Annotated in this window: 25 protein-coding genes; 7 read left to right on the plus strand and 18 right to left on the minus strand. The window is 39.3% G+C overall.

Translation table 11 applies throughout. The features are described 5' to 3' along the window. Positions 1-34 precede the first annotated feature (34 nt). The 7 genes from ACWM35_RS14945 to ACWM35_RS14975 form a co-directional block, all read right to left on the minus strand. Positions 35-949, minus strand: a complete 915-nt coding sequence (locus tag ACWM35_RS14945; protein WP_454819590.1) for a pseudouridine-5'-phosphate glycosidase — start codon at positions 947-949, stop codon at positions 35-37. After that, entirely contained in the window at positions 950-2,044 is a 1,095-nt protein-coding gene (locus ACWM35_RS14950; protein ID WP_454819591.1) for a PfkB family carbohydrate kinase, read from the minus strand. A 217-nt stretch (positions 2,045-2,261) separates the two neighbouring features. Beyond that, positions 2,262-2,858 (minus strand): hypothetical protein, encoded by a 597-nt coding sequence (locus ACWM35_RS14955; RefSeq protein WP_454819592.1) that lies wholly within the window; start codon positions 2,856-2,858, stop codon positions 2,262-2,264. 139 nt (positions 2,859-2,997) lie between these two features. Then, complete coding sequence (locus ACWM35_RS14960) at positions 2,998-3,651, minus strand: response regulator (RefSeq protein ID WP_454819593.1); 654 nt, start codon at positions 3,649-3,651, stop codon at positions 2,998-3,000. Beyond that, complete coding sequence (locus ACWM35_RS14965; protein WP_454819594.1) at positions 3,652-5,712, minus strand: sensor histidine kinase; 2,061 nt, start codon at positions 5,710-5,712, stop codon at positions 3,652-3,654. It lies immediately after the preceding gene. Positions 5,713-5,877: 165 nt separating this feature from the next. Further along, on the minus strand, positions 5,878-6,036 hold the full coding sequence (locus ACWM35_RS14970; protein WP_454819595.1) for a hypothetical protein: 159 nt from the start codon (positions 6,034-6,036) through the stop codon (positions 5,878-5,880). Between the two features lie 149 nt (positions 6,037-6,185). Then, positions 6,186-7,649: a PAS domain-containing sensor histidine kinase gene (locus ACWM35_RS14975; protein ID WP_454819596.1), complete on the minus strand. Its 1,464-nt coding sequence runs from the start codon at positions 7,647-7,649 to the stop codon at positions 6,186-6,188. A 217-nt stretch (positions 7,650-7,866) separates the two neighbouring features. On the opposite strand from ACWM35_RS14975, the gene ACWM35_RS14980 reads away from it, so the two are divergent. After that, on the plus strand, positions 7,867-8,355 hold the full coding sequence (locus ACWM35_RS14980; RefSeq protein WP_454819597.1) for a hypothetical protein: 489 nt from the start codon (positions 7,867-7,869) through the stop codon (positions 8,353-8,355). A gap of 140 nt (positions 8,356-8,495) precedes the next feature. Here ACWM35_RS14980 and ACWM35_RS14985 read toward each other — a convergent pair whose 3' ends face one another. The 5 genes from ACWM35_RS14985 to ACWM35_RS15005 all read right to left on the minus strand — a co-directional run bounded on the left by ACWM35_RS14985 (position 8,496) and on the right by ACWM35_RS15005 (position 12,833). Beyond that, complete coding sequence (locus ACWM35_RS14985; protein ID WP_454819598.1) at positions 8,496-9,518, minus strand: siderophore ABC transporter substrate-binding protein; 1,023 nt, start codon at positions 9,516-9,518, stop codon at positions 8,496-8,498. Between the two features lie 229 nt (positions 9,519-9,747). Next, complete coding sequence (locus ACWM35_RS14990; protein WP_454819599.1) at positions 9,748-10,515, minus strand: iron ABC transporter ATP-binding protein; 768 nt, start codon at positions 10,513-10,515, stop codon at positions 9,748-9,750. Beyond that, on the minus strand, positions 10,512-11,465 hold the full coding sequence (locus ACWM35_RS14995; protein ID WP_454819600.1) for an iron chelate uptake ABC transporter family permease subunit: 954 nt from the start codon (positions 11,463-11,465) through the stop codon (positions 10,512-10,514). The genes ACWM35_RS14990 and ACWM35_RS14995 overlap by 4 nt, the downstream gene beginning before the upstream one ends. Beyond that, positions 11,455-12,408, minus strand: coding sequence for an ABC transporter permease (locus ACWM35_RS15000; protein WP_454819601.1), 954 nt, complete (start codon positions 12,406-12,408; stop codon positions 11,455-11,457). Before ACWM35_RS15000 ends, ACWM35_RS14995 begins: the two co-directional genes overlap by 11 nt. Positions 12,409-12,512: 104 nt before the next feature. Continuing rightward, positions 12,513-12,833: an antibiotic biosynthesis monooxygenase gene (locus ACWM35_RS15005; protein ID WP_454819602.1), complete on the minus strand. Its 321-nt coding sequence runs from the start codon at positions 12,831-12,833 to the stop codon at positions 12,513-12,515. A gap of 362 nt (positions 12,834-13,195) precedes the next feature. On the opposite strand from ACWM35_RS15005, the gene ACWM35_RS15010 reads away from it, so the two are divergent. After that, positions 13,196-13,672, plus strand: coding sequence for a redoxin domain-containing protein (locus ACWM35_RS15010; protein WP_454819603.1), 477 nt, complete (start codon positions 13,196-13,198; stop codon positions 13,670-13,672). Positions 13,673-13,718: 46 nt separating this feature from the next. Here ACWM35_RS15010 and ACWM35_RS15015 read toward each other — a convergent pair whose 3' ends face one another. From ACWM35_RS15015 to ACWM35_RS15025, 3 genes are all read right to left on the minus strand, one after another. Further along, positions 13,719-14,165, minus strand: coding sequence for an LPXTG cell wall anchor domain-containing protein (locus ACWM35_RS15015; protein ID WP_454819604.1), 447 nt, complete (start codon positions 14,163-14,165; stop codon positions 13,719-13,721). Positions 14,166-14,273: 108 nt separating this feature from the next. After that, the gene (locus ACWM35_RS15020; protein ID WP_454819605.1) at positions 14,274-16,214 is read right to left on the minus strand and encodes an LTA synthase family protein; all 1,941 of its coding nucleotides are present in this window, start codon (positions 16,212-16,214) and stop codon (positions 14,274-14,276) included. A 30-nt stretch (positions 16,215-16,244) separates the two neighbouring features. Continuing rightward, positions 16,245-16,853, minus strand: a complete 609-nt coding sequence (locus ACWM35_RS15025; protein WP_454819606.1) for a hypothetical protein — start codon at positions 16,851-16,853, stop codon at positions 16,245-16,247. A gap of 261 nt (positions 16,854-17,114) precedes the next feature. Here ACWM35_RS15025 and ACWM35_RS15030 point away from each other — a divergent pair, with 261 nt between their 5' ends. Continuing rightward, positions 17,115-17,705 (plus strand): undecaprenyl-diphosphatase, encoded by a 591-nt coding sequence (locus ACWM35_RS15030; RefSeq protein WP_454819607.1) that lies wholly within the window; start codon positions 17,115-17,117, stop codon positions 17,703-17,705. A gap of 23 nt (positions 17,706-17,728) precedes the next feature. Here the strand turns inward: ACWM35_RS15030 and ACWM35_RS15035 are convergent, their stop codons facing one another. Genes ACWM35_RS15035 through ACWM35_RS15045 form a run of 3 tightly spaced genes read right to left on the minus strand, consistent with a single transcriptional unit; the run spans position 17,729 to position 19,092 of the window. Next, entirely contained in the window at positions 17,729-18,361 is a 633-nt protein-coding gene (locus ACWM35_RS15035) for a hypothetical protein (protein ID WP_454819608.1), read from the minus strand. Between the two features lie 6 nt (positions 18,362-18,367). Beyond that, on the minus strand, positions 18,368-18,766 hold the full coding sequence (locus ACWM35_RS15040; RefSeq protein ID WP_454819609.1) for a permease prefix domain 1-containing protein: 399 nt from the start codon (positions 18,764-18,766) through the stop codon (positions 18,368-18,370). Next, positions 18,763-19,092, minus strand: a complete 330-nt coding sequence (locus tag ACWM35_RS15045) for a PadR family transcriptional regulator (protein ID WP_454819610.1) — start codon at positions 19,090-19,092, stop codon at positions 18,763-18,765. Before ACWM35_RS15045 ends, ACWM35_RS15040 begins: the two co-directional genes overlap by 4 nt. 432 nt (positions 19,093-19,524) lie before the next feature. Here ACWM35_RS15045 and ACWM35_RS15050 point away from each other — a divergent pair, with 432 nt between their 5' ends. The 4 genes from ACWM35_RS15050 (at position 19,525) to ACWM35_RS15065 (ending at position 23,717) form a co-directional block, all read left to right on the plus strand. Further along, positions 19,525-21,258 (plus strand): ABC transporter ATP-binding protein, encoded by a 1,734-nt coding sequence (locus ACWM35_RS15050; RefSeq protein WP_454819611.1) that lies wholly within the window; start codon positions 19,525-19,527, stop codon positions 21,256-21,258. 39 nt (positions 21,259-21,297) lie between these two features. Next, positions 21,298-21,897 carry a TetR/AcrR family transcriptional regulator gene (locus ACWM35_RS15055; protein WP_454819612.1) on the plus strand — a complete coding sequence of 200 codons (600 nt, stop codon included), beginning with the start codon at positions 21,298-21,300 and terminating at the stop codon, positions 21,895-21,897. Positions 21,898-22,014: 117 nt separating this feature from the next. Further along, a complete protein-coding gene (locus ACWM35_RS15060; protein ID WP_454819613.1) occupies positions 22,015-22,947 on the plus strand; it encodes an ATP-binding cassette domain-containing protein in 933 nt (310 codons plus the stop codon). Next, positions 22,944-23,717, plus strand: coding sequence for an ABC transporter permease (locus tag ACWM35_RS15065; RefSeq protein ID WP_454819614.1), 774 nt, complete (start codon positions 22,944-22,946; stop codon positions 23,715-23,717). Before ACWM35_RS15060 ends, ACWM35_RS15065 begins: the two co-directional genes overlap by 4 nt. Positions 23,718-23,743: the final 26 nt, after the last annotated feature.

The following is a 23,743-nucleotide window of genomic DNA, read 5'->3' on the forward strand; positions in this document are numbered from 1 at the left end:
AAGCCTGGCTCAACTAGGAACCAGGCTCGTTTAATTATTTTTGTGAAAAGAAGCTGACTGCAAGTTTCGCACCGACAACTGCGTTGTTTTTTACAAGTTCAATGTTTGATTCTAAGCTTTTTCCACCGGTAAGTTCTTTTACTTTTCCTAAAAGGAATGGAGTAACATCTTTTCCGGCAATGTTGTTCTCTTCCGCTTCCTTCAGTGCTGTTTCGATCACATCGGTGATTGTTTTTTCATCCATTGCATGTTCTTCAGGAATTGGGTTTGCAATGACTGCTCCGCCATGTAAATTAAGATCCCATTTCGTTTTTAATGTTGCAGCAATCGTTTCAACGTCATCCGCTCGGAAGTTTACGGCATATTGACTTGTCCGAGTGTAAAACGCCGGAAGGACATCTGTTTGGTAGCCAATTACTGGTACACCCTTCGTTTCAAGGTATTCCATCGTTAAACCTAGGTCTAAAATCGACTTTGCACCGGCACAGATAACTGCCACATTGGTTTGCGCAAGTTCTTCTAAGTCAGCAGAAATATCCATTGTTGTTTCTGCTCCGCGGTGAGCTCCGCCAATTCCGCCCGTAACGAATATGTTAATATCAGCCAATTCTGCACAGATCATTGTTGCCGCAACGGTTGTTGCTCCTTTTTGCTTTGTAGCAATTAAATATGCTAAGTCTCGGCGTGATGCTTTGGCAACATCTGAACTTTTCCCAAACATTTCAAGCTCTTCATCTGATAAACCGATTTTTATTTTTCCGTCTAAAATAGCAATCGTTGCCGGAACAGCACCGTTGTCACGAATAATTTGTTCTACCTCACGTGCAGTTTTAACATTTTGCGGGTAAGGCATACCGTGTGAAATAATCGTGGATTCAAGAGCGACAATCGGTTTTCCCTGTTCCTTTGCTGTACGTACTTCTTCTGATAATGTGATATATTGTTGCATCTATAATTCCTCCATGTCTTTTTGAAGTTGTGCTGCAGATAAATCGTGACGAACTGTATAGGGAGATTGTAATGTTTTACTAGCATTTACGGCACCGGCTTTCGCAATATCGCTGAGCTTTTTCCCCTCAAGCCATGAATAGATGACTGCTGAAGAAAATGCATCCCCTGCCCCTGTAACATCAACAATTTCCTTTGTTTCAATAGAAGGAATATGAAAAATCCCTTCCTGTTTGTTTCCGATCATTGCGCCTTTTTTTCCATTGGTGATAACGACATTTTCGATACCAAGTAAGAGCCATTTTTCCAGTGCTTGCTTCCACTGCTCTTCGGTATGAATCTCTGTGTTTAAAAACATCTCCGACTCATCGCGATTTGTAATTAACCAGGTAACACCTTCTAAATCATCCGGTAATCGGTTCATTTTTGGTGAGGACACCGGGATTAACACGATAGGCCGTTCATGATTTTTAGCAAAATGACATAAAAATTGTAGTGTTTCCTTCGGGCAATTAAGGTCGGCAACGATACATTGTGCCCGACTTAATAAAATATCATGTTTACGGAGCCAGTCCGGGGTAATGGACTCGTACACTTCCATATCTGCTAAGGCAATGATTAATTCTCCCTCATTATCTAAAACCGCTGTATAGGAGCCCGTCGCCATCCCAGGAATTTGGGCTACTTGGTCAAGGTTCATATACAGAGAAGACGAGTCGGCAATGAACGACCAATCACTGTCCGCACCACTTGCAGTTAATAATGTCACATCCTTACCAAGGCGCCCAAGATTCTCTGCGATATTTCGAGAAACTCCACCAACACTTTGCGTGGACGCGGCCGGATTCGAAGTGCCAAGATGAGCTTTTTCCTTCACATGTAATTTCCGGTCCACATTGGCGCCGCCAATACAAATGATTTGCTGTGATTCATTTAAAATATAGGCCCTGCCTAAAATATTTCCTTTTCGAATCAATCCGGAAATCATATTCGCAACGGAAGGACGAGATAAACCTAAACTCTCCGCCAACTCCTGCTGTGAAACATATGGATTCTTGCGGATCAACTCCACTATCAATTGTTCCTTATCCGTCACACACTCACCTCGCAAACATTTGTTTATGAATTAAACTTATGTTTATATCGTACACCTCACAAATCCAAAAGTCAACCATCATTTAAATAGTTTATACATTGGTGCCTGTCACCACCCGTGGACATTTAAGCCATTTTGTCCACCTGAGGCGGACAGTGTTATTTTTCTGAACGAACGACAAAAGGCATCTCACGATTAAGTGGATGCCTTTTGTGTGTTATCCTCTTGTGTGAAGCTGAGGCGCTTCTATAGATGTTATGACAGAGCTGTCTTTTGTTTTCTTGAATACTTCAAAGCCAAACCACATGAACGGGATACCCCAGGCTAGCACGGAAAAGTCCCCCATCACTGGGATAAAATTTAGAATCGGTGCTACAATAAGGAGGATTGCCGGAGCAGCGGAGAAAATTTTAGTCCTTAGAACGGAAATGCCGAGTAATATCATTGAAAGCATAATCGTGAGCATCATTAATGGACTAGCAACCAAAATCGGCAGCGGCGGCATATCCATCTGCAATACCTTCGGATCATGTACCGCAAAAACCAATGTAGTAAACACCATTCCCATAAGGATAAAGCTTCCAAGAGCATATAGGATAAAGGCTGTAAAACCTAATTTGCCAAATTCCTTTTGATGCGAAAAATACAATCCAAAAATACCCAATCCCATGAATACCGTTCCCAGCACGCCTGCGATTAATTCCTGCGGACTATTCATACCCCAAACTAATGCCAATGGACACATGAGAGCACGGAAAAAACCTCCGATGATACTGAAAATGGCTAACAAACGAATCACTTTATTCCATGTCATTTGAATCAACTTCCTTTCGTTTTATTAACCTTACTGTATCAATCCCGGCGTCCCAGCGTCCTGTGACCACTGTCCCGACTAGGCCGGGAAGTTTTTAAATAAAAAAGAACCCAATATGAATTGAGTTCCTTCCAGATATTTATTCACAGTCTTTTCCCAGCCCAGCTTCTCTTGCCATAATAATTGCATGAGCACGGTCGCTGGCATGCAGTTTACTTAAGATATTTGAAACATGATTTCGGACTGTTTTTTGATTTAAATCAAGGCACTTGGCAATATCACCATTATTTTTTCCTCTGGCAATATGGTCAAGTACTTCCCGTTCTCTGTCGGTTAGTTGTGGAAAAACCATAGCCTGCGCCTTGGAAAGCTTCGATTTTGCCTCAAAATAATACATCATCCTTCGGGCAATCGCAGGACTAAAGATAGCCTCCCCTTCTCCGACGGCTTGAATCGCTCTGATGATCTCATTACGATTGGCTTCTTTTAAAAGATATCCTCTTGCCCCAGCCCTCATAGCCGCAAACACCGAACTGTCATCGTCATACATCGTTAAGACGAGGATCCCGATATCCGCCTGTTGATGAATAATCTTTTTGGTCGCTTCAATCCCACTCATCTTAGGTAAATGAATATCCATTAATACGATGTCCGGATACAGTTGTTCTGCAAGCTCCAATGCTTCCTCGCCCGATGCAGCCTCCCCCACCACATCAAATCCCTCTACCGTTTCTAACATTTTAAGTAAACCATCTCTAAACATCGGATGGTCCTCAACAATTAGAATTCTCATTTAAGTTAACTCGCCCTCCTTCCAAAGCGGTAATTTCACTTGGAGCGTTGTTCCTAAATCTTTTTCTTTTTGGATAAAAAATTGCCCATCAACCTCTTCTGCACGTTCTCTCATTGAATGTAGGCCAATACCATTTTTCCGTTCAGCGGCCAGACCAATTCCATTATCTTTTATCGTGATCATCAAAGTAGTTTCATCCGTACTTAGCGTTACATGACATAATGACCCTTTTGAGTGCTTGACCGCATTGGTTATTGCCTCCTGGACGATCCGGTAAGCCGCGACTTCAATCGCAGGATGAAGAGGAGTGCCGATTTCAGGTGCCTCCAATGTTACTTTGACCGAACTATCCTCATATTGGATGCAAAGTTCCTCTAATGCAAAAATTAACCCTAGTTCATCTAATGCTGGCGGGCGCAAATTGTAAACCAATTGGCGAATATCTCCGACAGCTGCACGAAGCTGTTCCTGTAATGCTATGAATCTCCTTTTTACTTCTTGTTCCACTTTAGTTTGAAAAATAAGCGTATCCATTTTTAACGAGATACTCGCTAGACTAGCCCCAAGACCGTCATGTAAATCACGCCTCATCCTGCGTCTTTCCTCTTCTCTTAAACTGACAAGCTTGATCCGCGACCGGTGCAGCTCATTTGTAATCCTTACCGTTTGTACTGCAACCGTGACTTGTCTTAGTAGATCGTTTAAAAGATATATTTTTTCAGGAGGAAGTGTCTCTTGTAAAGATTTCGCCCCAACAATCAGCTTGCCAATACACTCTTCTTGTATTTGTAAAGGAATTTCAGTTTTCCATTGACTATCGTCACCAAATGATGTGATTCTTTGGAATCTCTCCCCCCGCTTCATTTCAATCGCTGCAAAGGAAAGACGAAGAGCCCTAGCCACTTCCTCTACGATCGTGGTCAGAACCGAGGAATTTGTCATCGTTAACTCTAATCGTTCGGTTAATGAGGATAATATTTTATAAGGGTCCTCACGATCGCCATATACTAACCGATTCACAGAAGCTTGTATTTTTTCCCGTAAAGGTTGAAAAAGAATAGCAACAATCCCCGTTGCCAAAAGTGAAATAAAAATATTGTTTTGATAGTTTAGTAGATAACCTAGTGATCCAACAATCAATACATAAACGCCCATTACGAATATCGTTACAAATGTATAAACGATGGTGCGGTTGAAAACGAGCGATAAATTGCGCTGGCGCTGCTCTAAGATCGCAATTCCAATCGAAAAAGGCATAAAAAGAAGAGCCAAATAGTAAACGAACCACATCATTAATTTTACAAGACCATTATCACTAAGATTTGAAGACAATATCAACGCTACTACCGAAAGAATAAATCCGCTCATACTTACGGCAAACCAGCGAATTTGCCTTTTGAGCTGCTTCGTTTCCGCTTGCCGATAACGGTAAATTTGCGAAAAAATAACGAGAAGATGAAGTGATACCCAAGTCCCTGTTCTTAGTGCCATCGGCCAGGTAACAGGGTCGATCAGTGAGCCCGAGAAAAAATAAGTCCCAATATTCCCAGCGAATCCAATTAGAGCCGGTACGACGAGCCACCTTGGCATAAACCGACCATCTGGGAATAAAAAGAAAAAGAATAGATAAAGATCTCCGACAAAGGTTTCCACCATCAAGATATTTTGTAATTGTGGCGCCCCGGAAACGATTGGATTACTAATACTCATTATCGTTCCCGTAGCGATTAGTAAGAGTGAAGCGTACAAACAAATACGATCCCTCATCCCATATATATAAAGTAAGCAGCCGACCGCGAAAAAGGACAGGAATTGGATGAGTAACAAAACAGTAAGAATACTACTATAGAAGGTTAGCGAAATTCCATAGGATTGTAGACTATGCGCTTCCCCTGCAGTGAGCAGGAATAAATCCGCACAGTTATTCCCCTTACATACCAGCAGCAGCCAATCATACACCTTCGTCTCAGAATAAAGAAACAACGCTACTGAAATAACCGCAATGTACCACCAAACACCATGAGAAACAAACAGAAAAATCCACCGAAAACCCCTGCCCATAACCCGTACCCCTTTGAAAAATTTCCTATAATCTACCTAATCTAAACTATTTACACACCCAGCCTAAAATTCCTTCAAACCCACAAAAAAAGCCAGACACCCTAAACATACCACTGTCCACCCCAGGAGGACATATGTATATTTTTGGTGCCTGTCACCCATTTTTTATTTAAGCCGGCAGTTTTTGCAGACCTTGATGGTTTGATCGTTTTCTGTTTTATGCGGGTAAAGTAGTTTTATTCTTGTTCTGCCACATAGCGGACAGGTTCCTCTTCCACCGGAAGGCAGGTGGCTCAGTGTTTTCCCTCGGTTTCTTTTCGCCATCTTCATCCATCCCTATCATTAAAAATACTTGTCTCTCTTTATAAAATGATGAATGAGCACAAAGATTGTTAGGCATTTAATGGATTTTTTTATAAAGTATCCGCAATATAAAAAGGCTCTGCACAATGCTCAGAGCCTTCCATCCACCTTTATATATGTTCTAAGTTTATTTTTACGGTTGTTCCACTTCCATGCTGACTGATGATTTCCATTATACCGTTGTGTTCTTGAATAATCTTGTTGCTGACGGTAAGGCCGAGACCGATTCCCTTATCTTTCGTTGTGTAAAAAGGCGTGCCTAAATATCTAAGTAGTTCATCATCGATCCCCATACCTTCATCGACAAAGGTGATCTCCACTCTATTATTCTCCAACTTTTGAATCGAGATTTCTATTTTTCCTCCAGTAGGCATGGATTCAATCGCATTTTTCAGGATATTAACAAATACTTGTTTAAGCTGATTGGGTGAACATAGGAGGTCCACATCATCCTCTTGATGATAACTCATATGTAATTGAACATTATCGAGCAATGCTTGCGGGTTTAAAACATTCACCGTACTTTTTAAAATAGAAACTAGATTTCCACGCTCAAATTTTATCGCTTGAGGTTTTGCTAATGACATAAACTCATTGACAATCATATCAATTCGGTCTAGTTCCTCTGATATAATGGATAAATATTTTTCTTGTTTTTCCTTACTAGAAGCCGATTTTAAAAGCTTCGAGAATCCCTTTAACGACGTTAACGGGTTCCGAATTTCATGTGCAACTCCGGCGGCTAATTGACCAATGATAGAAAGGCGATCTAAATTTCGCATCGCTAAATCATTTTTAATTCTTTCGGTAATATTTCTTCCGACAATGACAAACGAATCCATTTCTCCATGTTCATTATAGATCGGTGAAATATTGTATTCCGCATACAAATCCTCCTGATCGACCGTTTTCATTTTCTTTTGAACGAGCTGTGGTTCTCCGGTATCAAGCAGTTTCTGGAATGCACGACTATGTTCTTCTATTTCATCAGGTGAAATAAACTCTATTATTTTCTTCCCTACTATTTCCTCAGGAGGTATCCCCACCACTTCTTCATAGGAGGGAGAAACGTAGACAATCGTTGTGTCTTTATTAAATACCCCTATTAAATCGGTTGTATTTTCCGTAATCAATTTGTAGAGTTCTCTTGTTTTCTTCAGTTCTTTTTCCATTGAAATGATATCGGTAATATCGCGAAAAAGAGCTATGATCGAAATAATCTGACCCTTTGAATTTCGAAGAGGTGAATACGAAACGGCAATATCGAGGATATGTCCATCTTTATGACTTCGTTGGGTAACCATATTCTGAAATACTCTGCCCATCTTCACTTCTGATACGATTTCTATGACGGAATCCGGATTTGGAAACTCCTCAAAGCTTCTCCCTATGATATCCTCCTCGGTATATCCAAAAATCTTGGTATACATCTGATTCACACGAATAAACCGATTCTCCATATCAACAATCGCAATACCATCAGCCGTACAATTAAGAAACAAATCAATTAACTCATCTGGATTAAACAAATCACGATCACATTCATCCCCAAAAATCGGAAAACACTTGGCCATTAAAATCGCTCCAAACACAACAGAATCAATATATTTATATCTTACAGAATTGTACGACAAATGAAAATAACTTTTGAAAATCAGTGAAAATCGGTGCCTGTCACCACTCGTGGACATTGTCCACCTCAGGCAGACACTTTTCCATTTTTTTCTAACCACTGGATACATAGTGGACTTCCAGTGGTTCATATATTGGTGGAGTGGGAGGTGGTGTGTGATGGGGAAGCGTTTGTTGGCTGTGGTTATGTTTGTTTTTGTTTTGGTGCTGTCAGGTTGTTTGGGGGATTCTGTTCAGGATGATATTATGAATTATGTAAATGAGGAGACTACAGCGGCGGCTGAGTTAGAGAGTAAGGCAATTGCAGCGTATGAAGGTGTTTCGGGGGCCAATTATCAGGATGATCAAATCATGTATGACGCTTTAGTAAATGATGTCATCCCGAATTACACAGAATTTCTCGATGAACTAGAGGCGGTAAAGATTGAAACGGATGAACTAAAAGAAATACATGAAATCTATCTAAAAGGTGCCGATCTCCAGCATCAAGGATTTGTAAAAGTCGTAGAAGCACTTGAAAAACAAGATGCCAGTATTGTTGAAGAGGCGAATCAACTGTTAAACGAAGGAAAACAGCTGATTGAGGATTATCAAAAGAAGCTTGACGCATTAGCAAAGGATCATGACGTCGAGCTAGAGAAAAAATAAGGACCTAAAAAGAGGCTGCACCGAAATCGTCTTCTATCATGACGTTTCAGTGTCAGCCTCTATTTCATATATATCTAATAAATGACATAACCAGGTTTTGGCGCTAAGGGGGCTAGCATTACCTTATGGTCAAAGATGTTCTATTTCAATTCTGCTAAAATTTCCTCAATCTTTTCAAGCTCAGATTGTAAGCCGCCACCACTTAAGTACCAAAGCGGACCATCTAAGTAAACAATTTTTTTATTTTTGTAAGCTTCTGTTTTCTTAACAATTTCATTTTCCATATCAGCTTTGATGTTAGATTCGCCACCTACAGCAGCTGTACGGTCGATTACAAACAATACTTCTGGGTTGAATTCTAAAATTGCTTCAAAACCGAAGTTAGAACCGTGTGAAGAAGCTTCAATATTCTCTGTTACTGGTTTGAAACCATAGATGTCATAAATATAACCAAAGCGAGAATTTGAAGCAAAACCAGCTAATTTCCCTTCATTGTACATCGTAACTAATGAAGTTTTATAGTTACCAGATAAAGTTTTAATCTCTTCTAAAGCTGTATCAAACTTTGCAGTGTACTCTTTCGCTTCCGCTTCCTTACCAAACATTTTAGCTGCTAGATCTACAGAGGCTAAGAATGTGTTCCAATAGTCATCTTCAGAAGTACCAACGAAAACGACAGGAGCAATTTCCTTTAATTCTTCATAGAATGCAGATTGGCGGCCTGAAATAAAGATGACATCTGGTGCCATTTCAGCGATATCTTCTAGTAATGGCTCTTTTAAACCACCAACACTTTTATACTCATCTCCAGAATATTTTTCAAGGTGAGCTGGTAAGGTATTATCTTTAGCAACCCCTTCAATCCCTTCAACACCTAAAGCATCTAATGTGTCTAAGAAACCATAATCAAATACGGCGATTTTTTCTGGCATTTTTTCAAATTTAATATCCTCAAAATTAATTGCACTTTGATTTTCGCCTTCAACTGATGCAACTGTTGGAGATACAGTCATTGGATAAACCGGACCTTTTCCCTCCGCTGCTTTCGTTTCTGAAGCAGTCTCTTCAGTCTTTTTCTCTGTTGTGGTTTCTTCACTAGAACCACACGCAGATAGCATTAAAGTTAAAGCTAACATTGCACTAGCAAACTTCCATTTTTTCATTCTTGTTTCTCTCCCTTTATGTATCTTTTTAATCAATAATGATAATCATTATCACTGATAACAATTCTCATTATACCGTTCTAAATTTCCACCGTCAACAATAATTGCAAATATTTTCTAGAATTTAACTTTTCGAATCAAGAGATCAAAAGCATAGTTATAAAACAAAGGCCTAGAGAAAACAGTTAATCTAGTAATCTTTCCTCTAGGCAGCTTTAATCATGCTGGTTTACGCATGAGAATTGAAGTAAACACAAATCCGGCATCCATTTTGTTCTTGAATAGGAATCTCCATATCGTAAATATCCCTTAGTGCATCCGAATTAATAATTTCATGTGTTGGCCCATTTTTTACAAGCTTTCCGTCTTTTAACGCGACAATACGATCCGAATAAACAGACGCAAAGTTAATATCGTGAAGGACGATAACGACCGTCTTTCCAAGTTCATCTACTAGCTTCCGTAAAATTTTCATAATTTGAACGGAATGCTTCATATCTAAGTTATTTAAAGGCTCATCCAACAATACATAGTCCGTGTCTTGTGCAATAACCATGGCAATAAAAGCCCGCTGCTTTTGCCCGCCAGATAATTCATCTAATAATTTATCCTGCATATCCATTAAATTCATATATTCAAGCGCCTGATCAACAAACTTTTCGTCTTCTGCGGTAAGTCGTCCTTTTGAATACGGATAGCGTCCAAAGGAAACAAGCTCACGAACCGATAAACGAACATTAATAAAGTTTGCTTGCTTTAAAATCGAAACGCGCTTCGAAAACTCAGAAGACTTCCACTTTTTCACATTATTTTTATCTAGTAATACCTCTCCTGTATCTGATTCTAGCAACCTGCTTACCATTGAAAGAAGTGTCGATTTACCAGCACCATTCGGTCCAATAAACGATGTAATCGTCCCCGGTTCGATCGTGACAGATACATCTTCTACAACAGGCTTTTTACCAAATCGCTTTGTTAATCCCTTGATCTCAATCATCCTGCTGCCCTACTTTCTTTTAATAATAAGTAAATAAAGTAAATACCACCGATAAAGTTAATAATGACACTTAACGTTGTCTTCAATTCAAGAATATGTTCGACGAGGAACTGTCCTCCTACTAACGCTATTATACTAAGTAAACTTGCTCCTAAAATTAATACAGAGTGCTTATACGACACTAAATATTGATAGGAAAGATTCGCGACAATTAGACCAAGAAACAAGATTGGCCCCACTAGCGCTGTTGATGTCGCAATTAAAATAGACGACAAAATTAATACCTTCATGATCATACCGTCATAATTGACACCAAGGTTAATCGCGTTTTCACGGCCAAGCGACATAACATCAAGCTTATCCATCAAGAAATAGCCGTAAATAAATGCTAAGACTAAAATACCGATGGCAATTAATAATAAGTCTGCCTTTACGTTAGTAAAAGTGGCGAATAGACGGCTTTGCAAACTCAAATACTCTACTGGATCAATCAATACTTGTAAGAAGGACACAAGGCTTCCTAACAATGTTCCTAAAATCATCCCGATTAACAGCAGTAAATAGATTGGATGCTTATCCGCCCGAAATAAAAATCGATATAGGATCAGGGCAAACAATACCATGGCAAAAATTGCTGCACCAAAGTTTAAATATTTATTTAACACCCAAACGGACATCGAACCCGCAAAGAAGTAAATTAAGGTTTGGACAACTTGATACATCGAGTCAAGCCCCATAACAGAAGGGGTTAAAATTCGATTATGCGTAATCGTCTGGAATACGACGGTTGAATACGCGATCGCAATTCCAGTTACAACCATCGCCGTAATCTTAATCATCCGTCTTGGGAAGGCGTAATCAAAGCCTCCCTTAATATCATAAAAAGCATATAACAGGATGCAAACAATCGAAATTACAGCTAATATCATCAATTTCGTACTATTTCGCATACGCTTTCCCCCTTAATAGCATAATTAGGAAGAGCGTACTGCCGATTACCGCTACCGTAACGTTAACAGGAATCTCATAAGGGTGAACGATGATGCGTCCCAAAATGTCACATACTAATAGGAAGGCTACCCCTAACACAGCTGTATGTGGAATCGTTTTACGAAGGTTATCACCCAAATAAAGAGAGACAATATTAGGGACGATTAATCCTAGAAATGGAATCACTCCGACCGTCAGCAAAACAGTCGTTGAAATAATGGCTACAAGGATAAGACCGATATTTAACACAGCCTTATAGCTTAATCCAAGGTTTTTTGCAAAATCTTCCCCCATACCTGCAACTGTAAATTTATTTGCATAAAGATACGCTAAGATAACCGCAGGAATACTTACGTACAACAACTCATAGCGGCCAGCAATCATTAACGTGAAGCTCCCCATTAACCAGGATGAAAGATTTTGAAGTAGGTCTGCTTCATATCCAAAAAATGTCGTAATTGCTGATAAAATATTTCCGTACATAATCCCGATTAAGGGAACGAAAATAGCATCTTTAAATTTGATACGATCTAAAATTTGCATGAATACAAAGGTTCCGGCTAGAGCAAATGCAAAGCAAAAAATAATTTGCTGCGTATACGTTACGTTAGGAAAAAACAGCATGGAAAGTAAAATCCCTAATTTCGCTGCATCTAATGTACCCGCAGTCGTGGGTGAAACAAATTTATTTCTACTTAAAGATTGCATAATTAAGCCAGCAATACTCATTCCTGCTCCTGCCAAAATAATCGCCATTAATCGAGGAACTCGACTGATTAGGAAAATTTGTGTCTTATCCGAATTCCAATCGAGCAAGTCACTAATCTTAATATCAATCGCACCAATAAATAGCGATACAAATGACAGGACGATCGTTGCTATTATCAATATCCATAGTCTCATTTGTAATCCTCATATATGTTTATTCTCAGCATGACAATTGATAACCATTATCATTCTAAGTGAAAATTTTTTATCTGATATTGAAAATCTTAGATGTAAAATAGTTATTTTACTGCTTTTTTGACTGTTTTTACTTCGTATAAGCCACCATCTGAACTGATGACATACTCAGGTTTTGGTTGACCAATTTTTGCCTTATGGCCTGCAATATGGGCATCACTTTTTTCCCATTGCTTCCAATGTGCTTCTGATTCCCACCTAATCATCACTACAACCTCTTCATCGCCGCGTCGAACTTTTTTTACCATGACGGTTGCATCAATAAATCCTTCTTGCTGTTCAATTAACCCTTTACCACCAAAACGCTCAACGACCTTTTCTGCATTACCTTCAGTAACAACTGTTTTTCTCATTTGAACAAACACGTTAACATCCCCTATTCTTCTTTAATATTTATAGATTATTATTTTATTCATCCTATCTATCTTTCTAGCTATCTTGCATTAAGTGAGAATAATTATCACTTAATTACATAAAAAAAATACTGAAAATAATGATCGCCACTGGCAAAACCTTTACCACTGATAATGATTATCATCCGCTATTAAGTTTGATTATAACATTGTGAATTTTCCAGTCAACCGTTACTTGAGAATTACTTTCAATTATATTCCCTAATTATGGCACTTTTTCTTTCTACCTTGATAAAAGAACAAAGAAATCCGTCTATTATTCGTCCAAAATGGAAAACATACTTTACGCTAAGAATTTTTATAGAAGTGGAGGAATGACCTTGGAAGATACTTTGAAAGTTGGAGAGATTGCACCCGCCTTTACCTTACCTGCTACTACAAAGGAGACAATTTCACTGTCAGATTATAAAGGAAAGAAAAATGTCGTTGTGGCTTTTTATGGCATGGACTTTACCCCTGGCTGAATTAAAGAAATTACCTCTTGGAAAGAGGATTATAAACGTTTTGAACAATTGGGAGCGGAAGTGTTAGGGATCAGTGCTGATCATATTCATTCTCACAAGGTCTTTTCCGCAAGCATGAGCATGCTGCCCTATCCTTTATTATCTGATTGGCATAGACAGACGATAAAGGACTATAAGGTGTTCAATGAAAAAGGCGAAGTCGCTATCCGCTCGGTGTTTGTTGTGAATAAGGATGGAGTCATCACCTATTTAAACACCTCTTTCAAAGCTGATAAGAAAGAGGATTACGAGGCCGTATTCGCGGAGCTAGAAAAATTAAATCATTAATAAAAAAAGACATCTCCCGAATCTTTGAGAGATGTCTTCCTCATTTTCAAATCGCCGTTCGTCTTTTTTTCATGAATAAAACAAAACCGAGACCTGTCAATACAACGATTCCTGCTAGCAGATATAGAAGATTCTTGGAAGTTGCACTTTCAACAAATGTTTCCGTGTCAAATGGTTCACTTGTTTGGTTCAGCGGAACAGCTTGTATCCCCTCTACAATTGTAACCATATCGGCACCAAGAATCTCCTTCAAATAGTTTACGTTTTCTTCTGAATAAGGAGTGATTCCAATCTCAACGGTATTTTCAAGTGGTGCAGTATGGGTAACCGTAATTCCCTTTTCTGCTAATTCATCTGAATGCTGGACAAAAACATAATCATCCACTTCTTTTTGTTTGTTAATCATGTCCTCAGCTTCCGCAAACGTACTCCCGGCCGAGAATAAAGACAAGCAAAAACCTATTAACAATGTTATTAACAGCTTCCACTTCATTTCACATTCTCCTTTTATAAAAAATTCCTTCTATAAATATATAGACTTGAATAACCTTATCAGAGTTACACAAAAACATCCCCCGATTAATCGAGAGATGTTTTACTTTTATTTATTCAAAATATTATTATAGTCATAACGTGTCCGATCAACCGGCGTGAACGTTTTAGGAGTGTAAAAGCGTAAGAGATCACCATTGACTACCTTATCTGAAAGAGCCAGTTTTTGTTCTACGATTTCCCCATATTCTTTCGCCTTAGCTTGTCTTTCCTCGTCTAATTCAATTCCAGTTTTTGAATCATAATATTTACCGTCAGTGAATGTGAAAGTAGAACTTACAAATTCACCATTTCGGAATGGGATGATATCATCATGATGTTCCGACAATAGGTCTGTCCCGAATTGCACATAATCTTTTGTATCGATTCCCAGCAGGTGAAGAAGTGTCGGAAGTAAATCGACTTGTCCACCGTACTCGTGATGAATTCCGCCATCTATACCAGGCACACGAATCAATAATGGGACACGTTGCAGACCGGAACTTTCAAACGAATCGATTTCTTTTCCAAGGACCATTTCCATCGCTTTATTATGATTTTCGGAAATACCATAATGGTCACCGTACATAACAATAATCGAACGATCATAAAGACCTGATTCCTTTAAGTAGGCAAAGAATTGTTCCAATGCTTCATCTGCATATCGTGCTGTCTGGAAGTAGGTATCGACAGATTTATCCCCCGTTGTATGTGGGGCAATTGTCGCAATACTTTCCTCAATTGGATATGGATAATGGTGCGAAACGGTCATAAATTTTGTGTAAAATGGTTCAGGCAAAGACTCCAAGAGCGGTATGGATTGCTCGAAGAACGGCTTATCCATTAGCCCATAATCGGCCAAGTCTTCGGGATTCATTTCATAGAAATCCGCATCAAAAAAGTGGTGATAGCCAAATGATTTATAAATCTCATTCCGATTCCAGAAGCTTCCTGAATTCCCGTGAAACACCGCCGATGTATAGCCAAGAGGGTCTAATATCGCAGGTGCCGCTTGGTACGTGTTTAAACCCTTCCTAGTAAAAGCTGAACCTTCTGGCAATCCATAGAGTGAATTTTCCAGCATAAATTCGGCATCAGACGTTTTCCCTTGTGCCGTTTGGTGGAAGAAATTATCAAAATACATTGTATTTTCTTCCCTTGTCAAAGAATTTAAAAACGGTGTTACTTCTTCTCCATTCAACTTGTAATCAATAAGAAAGTTTTGCATTGATTCAAGATGTAAATAAATTACATTCATCCCTTTTCCGGTCCCGAAATAGGCTGGATTGGGCCCGGCATAATTGGACTTCGTATAGTTAATTACTTCTGTCATGTCATCACTATCCGCCATCGCCCTTTGTGCAGAGGCTTGCGTACTTTTGACAGCATCATAAATGGTGTAATTGTAAATACCTAAATATTTCACAATGTAATTCCGATCAAAACCTCTTGTCAATAATTGTGGACGGTCTTCTTCTGCTAAGCCTAAATTCATGAAAGTAAAGGCCATTGCAATTGAAAATAAAGCGGCCACTTTCCGACGACTCATGTCCTTGACTTCCATCTTCACAAACCGAAAAGTAAGTAATGCGGTTAGGACAATGATATCAATGAAAAATAAAAAGTCATAAGGTTTTAATAAGGTTAGAACACTACTACTGACATCCCCAAAATTTTGCGTCTGCGTTAAAGTGGGCAAGGTAATAAAATCATTAAAAAATCGATAATATAAAATATTGGCATATAGTAGAAACGATAAGAGCGAATCAATAATTAACAGCCAAATATATTTTTTTCTCCCTTTAAAAAGAAAAGCAAAGCCTAAAAACAGCAAGGACGATCCTAAAGGATTGATAAATAAAAGAAACTGTTGTAATGTACTTTCGATTCCCAAATCAAACTGAGAAACTTGAACGATATAGGTTTTCATCCAGAGGAAAAATACTGCCAAAAAGAAAAAGCCAACATATTTATGGAAAATACTTGAGCCTTTGTTTACTATGAAATTCACTTTTTCACCAACCTCAAAAAATAAAGTTTATTAAACAAGATATTTTGTTAGTTTAAACAAATCAAATTGTAGAAATCTGCGATCTTTTTCCGACTCCCTTGCAATCTCTCTACTATGATCATGTATTGAAATGTAGGAACTTAGCTGCCCCTGATAGACTAAGCGAAAATCGTGACAATCCATAAAATCGCCAGGTTTGACTAAACAAGCAGGTTTATTCTTAATCGATATTCCACCGTTATTTAAAACCGTGGTTACAAATTCTGAACAAAAGAAAGCTCTTTTTCTATTAATCTTTTTATTCAGCAGTACTCCGAATAGCCCGATAAAATTATATTTATAGTTTTGCTGTTGTTGTTCGATTTGTTGAACGAACTGCTGCATCTGCTCAAATTCAAATTCTGAAACAGAACAGCTGTAGATTGCACAGGTTGCTTTATTGAATAACTTCCCCTTCATCTCTTCTCTAACAAATCCTCCGATAAAAGGGTTGTTTACACTTTTCCGTCCGAAGCTAACCGCCGTGTCTAATTCTTTTGTAAAAGCAATCGAAGCATGATTTAATGGCTGCTTCGTAACCTGTTTGATCATTTTTGTTAATAATGTCCCGGTATCAGTAAGAACAATATACACTTCCATTTTGAAACCCCCATTTCAACTTTCTAGAAGGTATATTAAGCATATAAAAAATTATCATATTATTAACCTATCTACAGAAGTAAAATCCTCTAAGACCTAAGTCCGAGTTTTTTATCGTTCAGCATAAAAAAATCACCCTGCATCCGAAGGTGATTTTTAAGCTTACAAAACTGTAAGAATCGTGTAAGGTTACGCCATTCCTCGCCCTAAACGATTGAAATATACTCCTTGTATCAGTACCCTTCAAGGAGGAAATTTTATATGGATTTTAATATCGAGTTATTTAGAATGATTAATGATTTAGGTAAAGAATTCCCAGCGGTGAATCCTTCGATGGTAATCATTGCAGAATATATGGTACTTTTCCTAGCTTTGTCCGTTATTGTATTTTGGTTTACCCGAAAAAACACAAATCGGATGATGGTGATTTGTGGAGGTTTCTCTTTCATTCTCGCTGAAATCATCGGAAAACTAGCCGGGAAAATCCATTCCAATCAAAATCCGTTTGCGGAGCTGTCGAATGTGAATAAACTCATCGAAAAAGCCGTTGATAATTCCTTTCCGAGTGACCATACGATTTTGTTCTTTTCTTTTTGTGTGACGTTTTGGCTTTTTAAAAAAGGTTGGGGATTCTTATGGATCTTGTTGGCATTCCTTGTAGGCACTTCGAGGATTTGGGTAGGCGTTCATTACCCAGCCGATGTTTTCGTCGGTGCTGTCATTAGCGCTCTTGCTGCGGCATTTGTTTACAACATTGTACCTAGACTACAAGTCATTCAAAAATTATTAGCTATTTATGAGAAAGCTGAACGGGCTATACTACCAGCTAAAGGTAAATCTAAAGAATTTTAAAAAACGCTCAATTGAGCGTTTTTTTATCTTTTATACACAAAATAGTACATACTTAATGGCCACCATAATACCACAAAGATGGGATATACGGCCCAAATGGTCGTTGGTGTTGAAATAAGATTCACCGTAATAAAGAATACCGTAATTAATAGACTCGCATGAACAGAGAATTCGAAATAGGCTCTTTTTCCAGCATGATAGAGCGATAGCGGCCACCATAATACCGCAAAGGCAGGGTAGATCGCCCAAAGATATCCAGGTGCAAGAAAAATATTTAGGATGACATAATAAAGAATGATGCTTGAGCTTCCAATCACAGCCACTTTCATCGAACCGGCACGGTCACCTAAATGAACTAGAATCGGCCACCAAAGAATTGGAAAAACCGCATAGAGAAACCATGGATAGTCTGGTGTATTGAGATAGTTTGTCACGATCAAGAATGTTATGATAAGCACACTATAAGAAATAGACAGCTGTTTATGCATCCTGTTCATCAAACTATACAAACCGATAACCATGAATGCAACGGCAAAGGCGGGGTAAATAAACCACGAGTAGCTAGGGCTGGTAATAAAATTTACGATCATTAAAAAGATAATCGTCATGACGCTTCCTGCGACTGCAAAACCCATATCCAATTTCTTCACTTTCATCCCTCCCTACCTTGAACGCTGCCAGCTAAAATACATCGCTAACGGCCACCATAATACCGCAAAGGTTGGGTAAACAAACCAGATTGTTCGCGGCGTGTAATAGAAATTAATAAAGATAAACAAAGCAATGATCAATAGGCTGCCCCAGACCGAAAAGCTTAAGTTAAGTTTCTTTGTATCTTTCTTAACCGGCTGCTTGGAGCCTAGTTCGTTTTTAATTTCTTCAATGTCACCAAAATCTACAATTGCTTTATTGATGGCATCCTCTTCTTCTTTCCCTTGAGCCATCAGATCCCACACTTTTTCTTCTAGATTTTCTAATACTTCTTGCATAATCGCTGTTTTTTCTTCACTTTCCGGGACATCTTTAAATAACTCATCGACATGATTTTTCAACTTCTTCACGTTAATCCCTCCAAAAATAAATCAAGAACTTCCTTCGTTTCTTTCCATTCCTCGATCAATTCTTTTAAATAGGCTTTGCCTAGTGTTGTAATTCGGTAATACTTCCTCTTCCCGCCTTGAGAAACACTGCCCATATACGATTCAATCAATTCCTTTTTCTCAAGCCGCTGAAATACCGCGTATAGTGTCGCCTCTTTAATTTGAAAACGATTATCTGTCCGCTGGCTAATTTCCTTCGAGATTTCATATCCGTATCTGTCTTGTTCAAAAATCAGCCGCAAAATTAGCGAATCCAAATGACCACGAATAGTATCACTTCTTAGCATGGTGTCACTTCCTTGATTTTTCACTATTCTATCTGATAGAGTAATCTTACTGAAAATTACTCTATCTGTCAAAGTAATTTTTAAAAAATGTAAAAAAAAGACTCCTTCATTGAAAATAGCCCTTTTATGTGACCGTTTTCGTTTCTTCTTGTTTGCTTTTTCGGGCACATAGACACCCTTTACGTGACCGTAACCGCTTCATGATCACCTTTTCGGGCATGTAGGCAAGCTTTACGTGACCACATCCCCTTCTTATTTGCTTTTTCGGGCTCGTAGACACTCTTTACGTGACCGATCCCGCATCTTGATCACCTTTTCGGGCACGTAGACACCCTTTATGTTACCGTAACCCCTTCTTGTTTGCGTTTTCGGTCACGTAACCAGTATCATTGGCTATGGAAAAACTTTTTTAAATGGAATGAGGTCGTTAGAATGAACTCGAAACAAGATGGCTTAAAGCCGTTTTTCTCTCTTATTCTATCTACAAAAATACCAAAACTCGCACTAAGTATTGGATTAACAGCTAGCCTCCTGACCACTCTAGCAGGCCTGCTTGTACCGGTCCTAACCAAAAATTTAGTAGACGGTTTTTCGGTATCATCGTTAAGTGTCCCGCTCATGATTGGCATTGGAGCAGCCTTCATTGCTCAAGCCGTCATCAATGGCATCTCTATCTATCTCCTTAGCTACGTCGGACAAAAAATTGTTGCGAGATTACGTGAACGGATGTGGGTAAAATTAATCCGTTTACCTGTGAGCTATTTTGATAAACAGTCAAGCGGTGAAAACGTCAGTCGGGTCGTTAACGATACTAGTGTGGTCCGCGAGTTAATCACCAGTCACTTCCCTCAATTTATAACAGGGATCATCTCGATTATTGGTGCCGTCATCATCCTACTCATCATGGATTGGAAAATGACGTTATTGATGCTCATCTCGGTGCCTGTCACCATTGCGATTATGACACCACTTGGAAAGCAGATGGCGAAAATCTCTCGTGGTTTGCAAAATGAGACGGCCACTTTCACAGGGAGTATCCAGCAAACGTTGAGTGAAATTCGCCTGATGAAATCATCCACAGCTGAACATCATGAAGAAACCAAAGGCTTAAATGGAATTGATAAATTACTCAGCTTTGGCCTTAAAGAAGCACGGATTACAGCATTCATTGCCCCAATCATGTACCTTGTCATTATGATGGTTATCGTGATGATTATCGGATACGGCGGGATGCGTGTTGCCAATGGGACGATGTCCACTGGTTCCCTTGTAGCCTTCTTGCTCTACCTTTTCCAAATCATTTTTCCCATTACTTCCTTTGCCATGTTTTTCACCCAGCTACAAAAAGCCAAAGGCGCAACGGAGCGGATTATCGATATTCTTAATCTACCTCTAGAAGAAGGTCAGCATGGTGTGGAAATGGATATTACGAATAAATCAATTCATGTCAAAAACATAACTTTTCGTTATTACGACGAGGAACCCGTCCTTGAAAATGTTTCATTTGATGCAGAGCCAGGCGAAATGATTGCCTTTGCCGGTCCAAGCGGCAGCGGAAAAACAACCATGTTCGGGTTGCTAGAACGATTCTATGAGCCATCTACGGGTGAGATTCTAATTGGAGATACGCCAATCTCTCAGCTTTCACTAACCACATGGCGCCGGCAAATTGGCTATGTTTCACAGGAAAGCGCGATGATGGCAGGAACCATTCGCGAGAATTTATGTTATGGGCTAGAAGATAGCGCCACAATTTCTGATGAACGTTTATGGGAAGTGACAAAAATGGCCTATGCCGATGAGTTTATTCAATCATTCCCTAATGGGTTGGACACAGAGGTTGGAGAGCGCGGGGTGAAATTATCGGGCGGGCAAAGACAGCGGATCGCCATCGCTCGTGCCTTTTTACGAGATCCAAAAATTCTTATGATGGACGAAGCAACAGCCAGCTTAGACAGCCAGTCGGAAGGAATCGTTCAACAAGCCCTCACCCGATTAATGGAAGGACGAACGACCTTTGTTATCGCCCACCGCTTATCAACGATCGTGGACGCAGATAAAATTATTTTCATCGAAAAAGGCCAAGTTACTGGAATTGGAACTCATCTAGAACTAACAAGATCCCATAACTTATATCGAGAATTCGCAGAGCAGCAACTGGCATGATAAAATAGTTTTATCATATATTGAGGAGTTTTGATTTAAGTGGCCCCCTTAAACGAAGATCAATTAGAACAAATTCGTAATGATCGCAAGAATCAAATTATGACTGCTGCTTTAAAGGTATTTGCTGAAAATGGGATTAAATTGACGAAAATCAGTATGATTGCCGCTGAAGCCGGAATCAGTCATGGCTTACTATATCACTATTTTAAATCCAAAGAAGAAGTGCTCCATTCCAGTCTTGAATGGAAGATGGCCGGTGGCACGAACGAAATCCTTCAAGAAATTGACGCCTTGGAACTGACTCCATTAGGTAAAATTAAGCAGTTCCTAAAGATTGGCTTATCTGAAGGTAATAGCGATATCTTTCGGATTATTCAACATCTGTCTCGCTTAAGTAATCCAATACCTAAACAAACTCAAGATCTTATTGAATATTCAGGTGAACTGTACATAAAAAAACTTCTTCCGCTCTTTATCGAAGGACAGAAAATGGGCGAAATAATCGAAGGAGATCCTGAAGAATTGCTCGAACTTTTCTTAACTGTTGTTTCGGGAATCATGTCAGATGATTTACCATGGTGGCAAGAAAATATTGATCGAAAAATAGCCCTTCTGATTAGGATGTTTACGGTTCGTTAGCAAATAATTAAACCCAGCTTTTTTCAACAAAATTCTCCGTTGACAAAAACTGGGTTACCTTTTATTCTAAGATTGACTGAATGATTCAATCAAAAAAGTTTAAAGGAGGTCAAATTAATGGGCCTTATTTCGGTGAAAGAGCTAAAGAAAAACTACGGAAAGAAAACCGTTTTGAATGGACTCAGCTTTGATGTAAATCGAGGGTCAATTTTTGCCTTACTGGGTGAAAATGGCGCTGGAAAAACAACGACTGTCCGAATTTTATCCACCTTAATTCATCCTGATGGCGGTACTGCAACCATTGCTGGATTTGATTGCAGGGAACATGCTCCCTCAATTCGAAAAATGATCAGTTTAACAGGGCAATATGCCGCTGTTGATGAGCTGCTTACTGGCGAGGAAAATCTCCAAATGATGGGGCGTTTAAATCACCTTGACCGCCGTACTGTTAAAGCACGTTCAAAAGAATTATTAGAGCAATTCGATTTAGTGGAAGCCGCAAAACAGCCTGCCAAAACCTATTCAGGTGGTATGCGGAGAAGGCTTGATATTGCGATCAGTCTACTCTCCACCCCTCAGATTATTTTCTTAGATGAACCTACAACAGGACTGGACCCGCGCAGCAGGCTGAATATGTGGAGTTTAATTCAAGGGCTGGCAAACAGCGGGGTGACCATCTTTTTAACGACACAGTATTTAGAAGAAGCGGAACGACTGGCCGATAAAATTGCGGTGATGGACGGCGGGAAAATTGTTGCAGAAGGAACGGCTGATGAGTTAAAACGGATCGTTGGTGAAGAAAAACTAGAGATCAAATTTTCTAGCAAGACCATGCTTCAAAAAGCGCAAACGCTGTTAAAAGGCCATACGAATGAAACTAATCAAAGCATTGCCTTAACCTCCGATGGCTCGATGGAAAGCCTGCGGCAAATCCTCAATGATTTGCATGAACATGGAATCGCAGCGGATGATATTCATTTTCGCAAACCAACACTCGATGATGTCTTCTTGCATTTAACAAACCGCAGTAAAGGAGTGGATGGACAGTGATTTTATCAAGACTATATTGGGTTCTAAGTGATGGTTGGACGATGTTCAGACGCAATCTCAAGCATATTTTACGTCATCCAGATTCCTTGTTTTTGAGTATCGCTTTACCTATCATCCTTATGCTGATGTTCGTTTTCGTATTCGGAGGTGCTATTCAAACGGGATCGGAGTATGTGAATTATATTGTCCCTGGCATTATTATTACTTGTGTTGGCTACGGAAGCTCAACAACAGCCATGAGTGTTTGCCAGGATATGGTAGGCGGACTTTTTGAACGTTTTCGCAGTATGCCACTCCACCCCTCCTCTCTCTTAGTTGGTCATGTGGCCGGGAGCTTCGTTCGTAATCTTATCAGTACAGCATTGGTAATCATTGTTGCCTTGTTGGTTGGCTTCAGGCCAAATGCAGGATGGCTAGACTGGCTTAGTGTAATTGGTTTTCTTAGCTTATTTCTACTAGCGATTAGCTGGCTATCCGTGGTATTTGGTTTACTTGCCAAAACCGTTGAAACAGCCAGCTCATTTTCTTTTTTCATTATGTTCTTACCTTACGTGAGCAGCGCCTTTGTTCCGACTGAAACGATGCCCTCTTGGCTTCATGGTTTTGCTGACAATCAGCCTATGACACCTCTTATTGAAACATTACGCGGCCTTCTCATTGGAACACCAATTGGAGGAAATTCATGGATGGCGTTTTCTTGGTTTGGAATAATGCTAGTTGTGTCATTTACTGCAGCGATGATTATTTTTAGCAGAAGAAAAAGAATTTAATAGAAAAGGTGCATGAATCTAATCTT

The sequence above is a fragment of the Neobacillus sp. K501 genome (genome assembly GCF_053749995.1).

Coding starts and splice junctions, on each gene's coding strand:
- ACWM35_RS14980 (WP_454819597.1), top strand. CDS start 7,867: ATGGGGAAGCGTTTGTTGGCTGTGGTTATGTTTGTTTTTGTTTTGGTG.
- ACWM35_RS15060 (WP_454819613.1), top strand. CDS start 22,015: ATGGGCCTTATTTCGGTGAAAGAGCTAAAGAAAAACTACGGAAAGAAA.
- ACWM35_RS15025 (WP_454819606.1), bottom strand. CDS start 16,853: ATGGAAGTGTATATTGTTCTTACTGATACCGGGACATTATTAACAAAA.
- ACWM35_RS15015 (WP_454819604.1), bottom strand. CDS start 14,165: ATGAAGTGGAAGCTGTTAATAACATTGTTAATAGGTTTTTGCTTGTCT.
- ACWM35_RS14990 (WP_454819599.1), bottom strand. CDS start 10,515: ATGATTGAGATCAAGGGATTAACAAAGCGATTTGGTAAAAAGCCTGTT.
- ACWM35_RS15035 (WP_454819608.1), bottom strand. CDS start 18,361: ATGAAAGTGAAGAAATTGGATATGGGTTTTGCAGTCGCAGGAAGCGTC.
- ACWM35_RS15045 (WP_454819610.1), bottom strand. CDS start 19,092: ATGCTAAGAAGTGATACTATTCGTGGTCATTTGGATTCGCTAATTTTG.
- ACWM35_RS14975 (WP_454819596.1), bottom strand. CDS start 7,649: ATGGCCAAGTGTTTTCCGATTTTTGGGGATGAATGTGATCGTGATTTG.
- ACWM35_RS14965 (WP_454819594.1), bottom strand. CDS start 5,712: ATGGGCAGGGGTTTTCGGTGGATTTTTCTGTTTGTTTCTCATGGTGTT.
- ACWM35_RS15030 (WP_454819607.1), top strand. CDS start 17,115: ATGGATTTTAATATCGAGTTATTTAGAATGATTAATGATTTAGGTAAA.
- ACWM35_RS14985 (WP_454819598.1), bottom strand. CDS start 9,518: ATGAAAAAATGGAAGTTTGCTAGTGCAATGTTAGCTTTAACTTTAATG.
- ACWM35_RS15050 (WP_454819611.1), top strand. CDS start 19,525: ATGAACTCGAAACAAGATGGCTTAAAGCCGTTTTTCTCTCTTATTCTA.
- ACWM35_RS14960 (WP_454819593.1), bottom strand. CDS start 3,651: ATGAGAATTCTAATTGTTGAGGACCATCCGATGTTTAGAGATGGTTTA.
- ACWM35_RS14970 (WP_454819595.1), bottom strand. CDS start 6,036: ATGGCGAAAAGAAACCGAGGGAAAACACTGAGCCACCTGCCTTCCGGT.
- ACWM35_RS14995 (WP_454819600.1), bottom strand. CDS start 11,465: ATGCGAAATAGTACGAAATTGATGATATTAGCTGTAATTTCGATTGTT.
- ACWM35_RS14955 (WP_454819592.1), bottom strand. CDS start 2,858: ATGACATGGAATAAAGTGATTCGTTTGTTAGCCATTTTCAGTATCATC.
- ACWM35_RS14945 (WP_454819590.1), bottom strand. CDS start 949: ATGCAACAATATATCACATTATCAGAAGAAGTACGTACAGCAAAGGAA.
- ACWM35_RS15000 (WP_454819601.1), bottom strand. CDS start 12,408: ATGAGACTATGGATATTGATAATAGCAACGATCGTCCTGTCATTTGTA.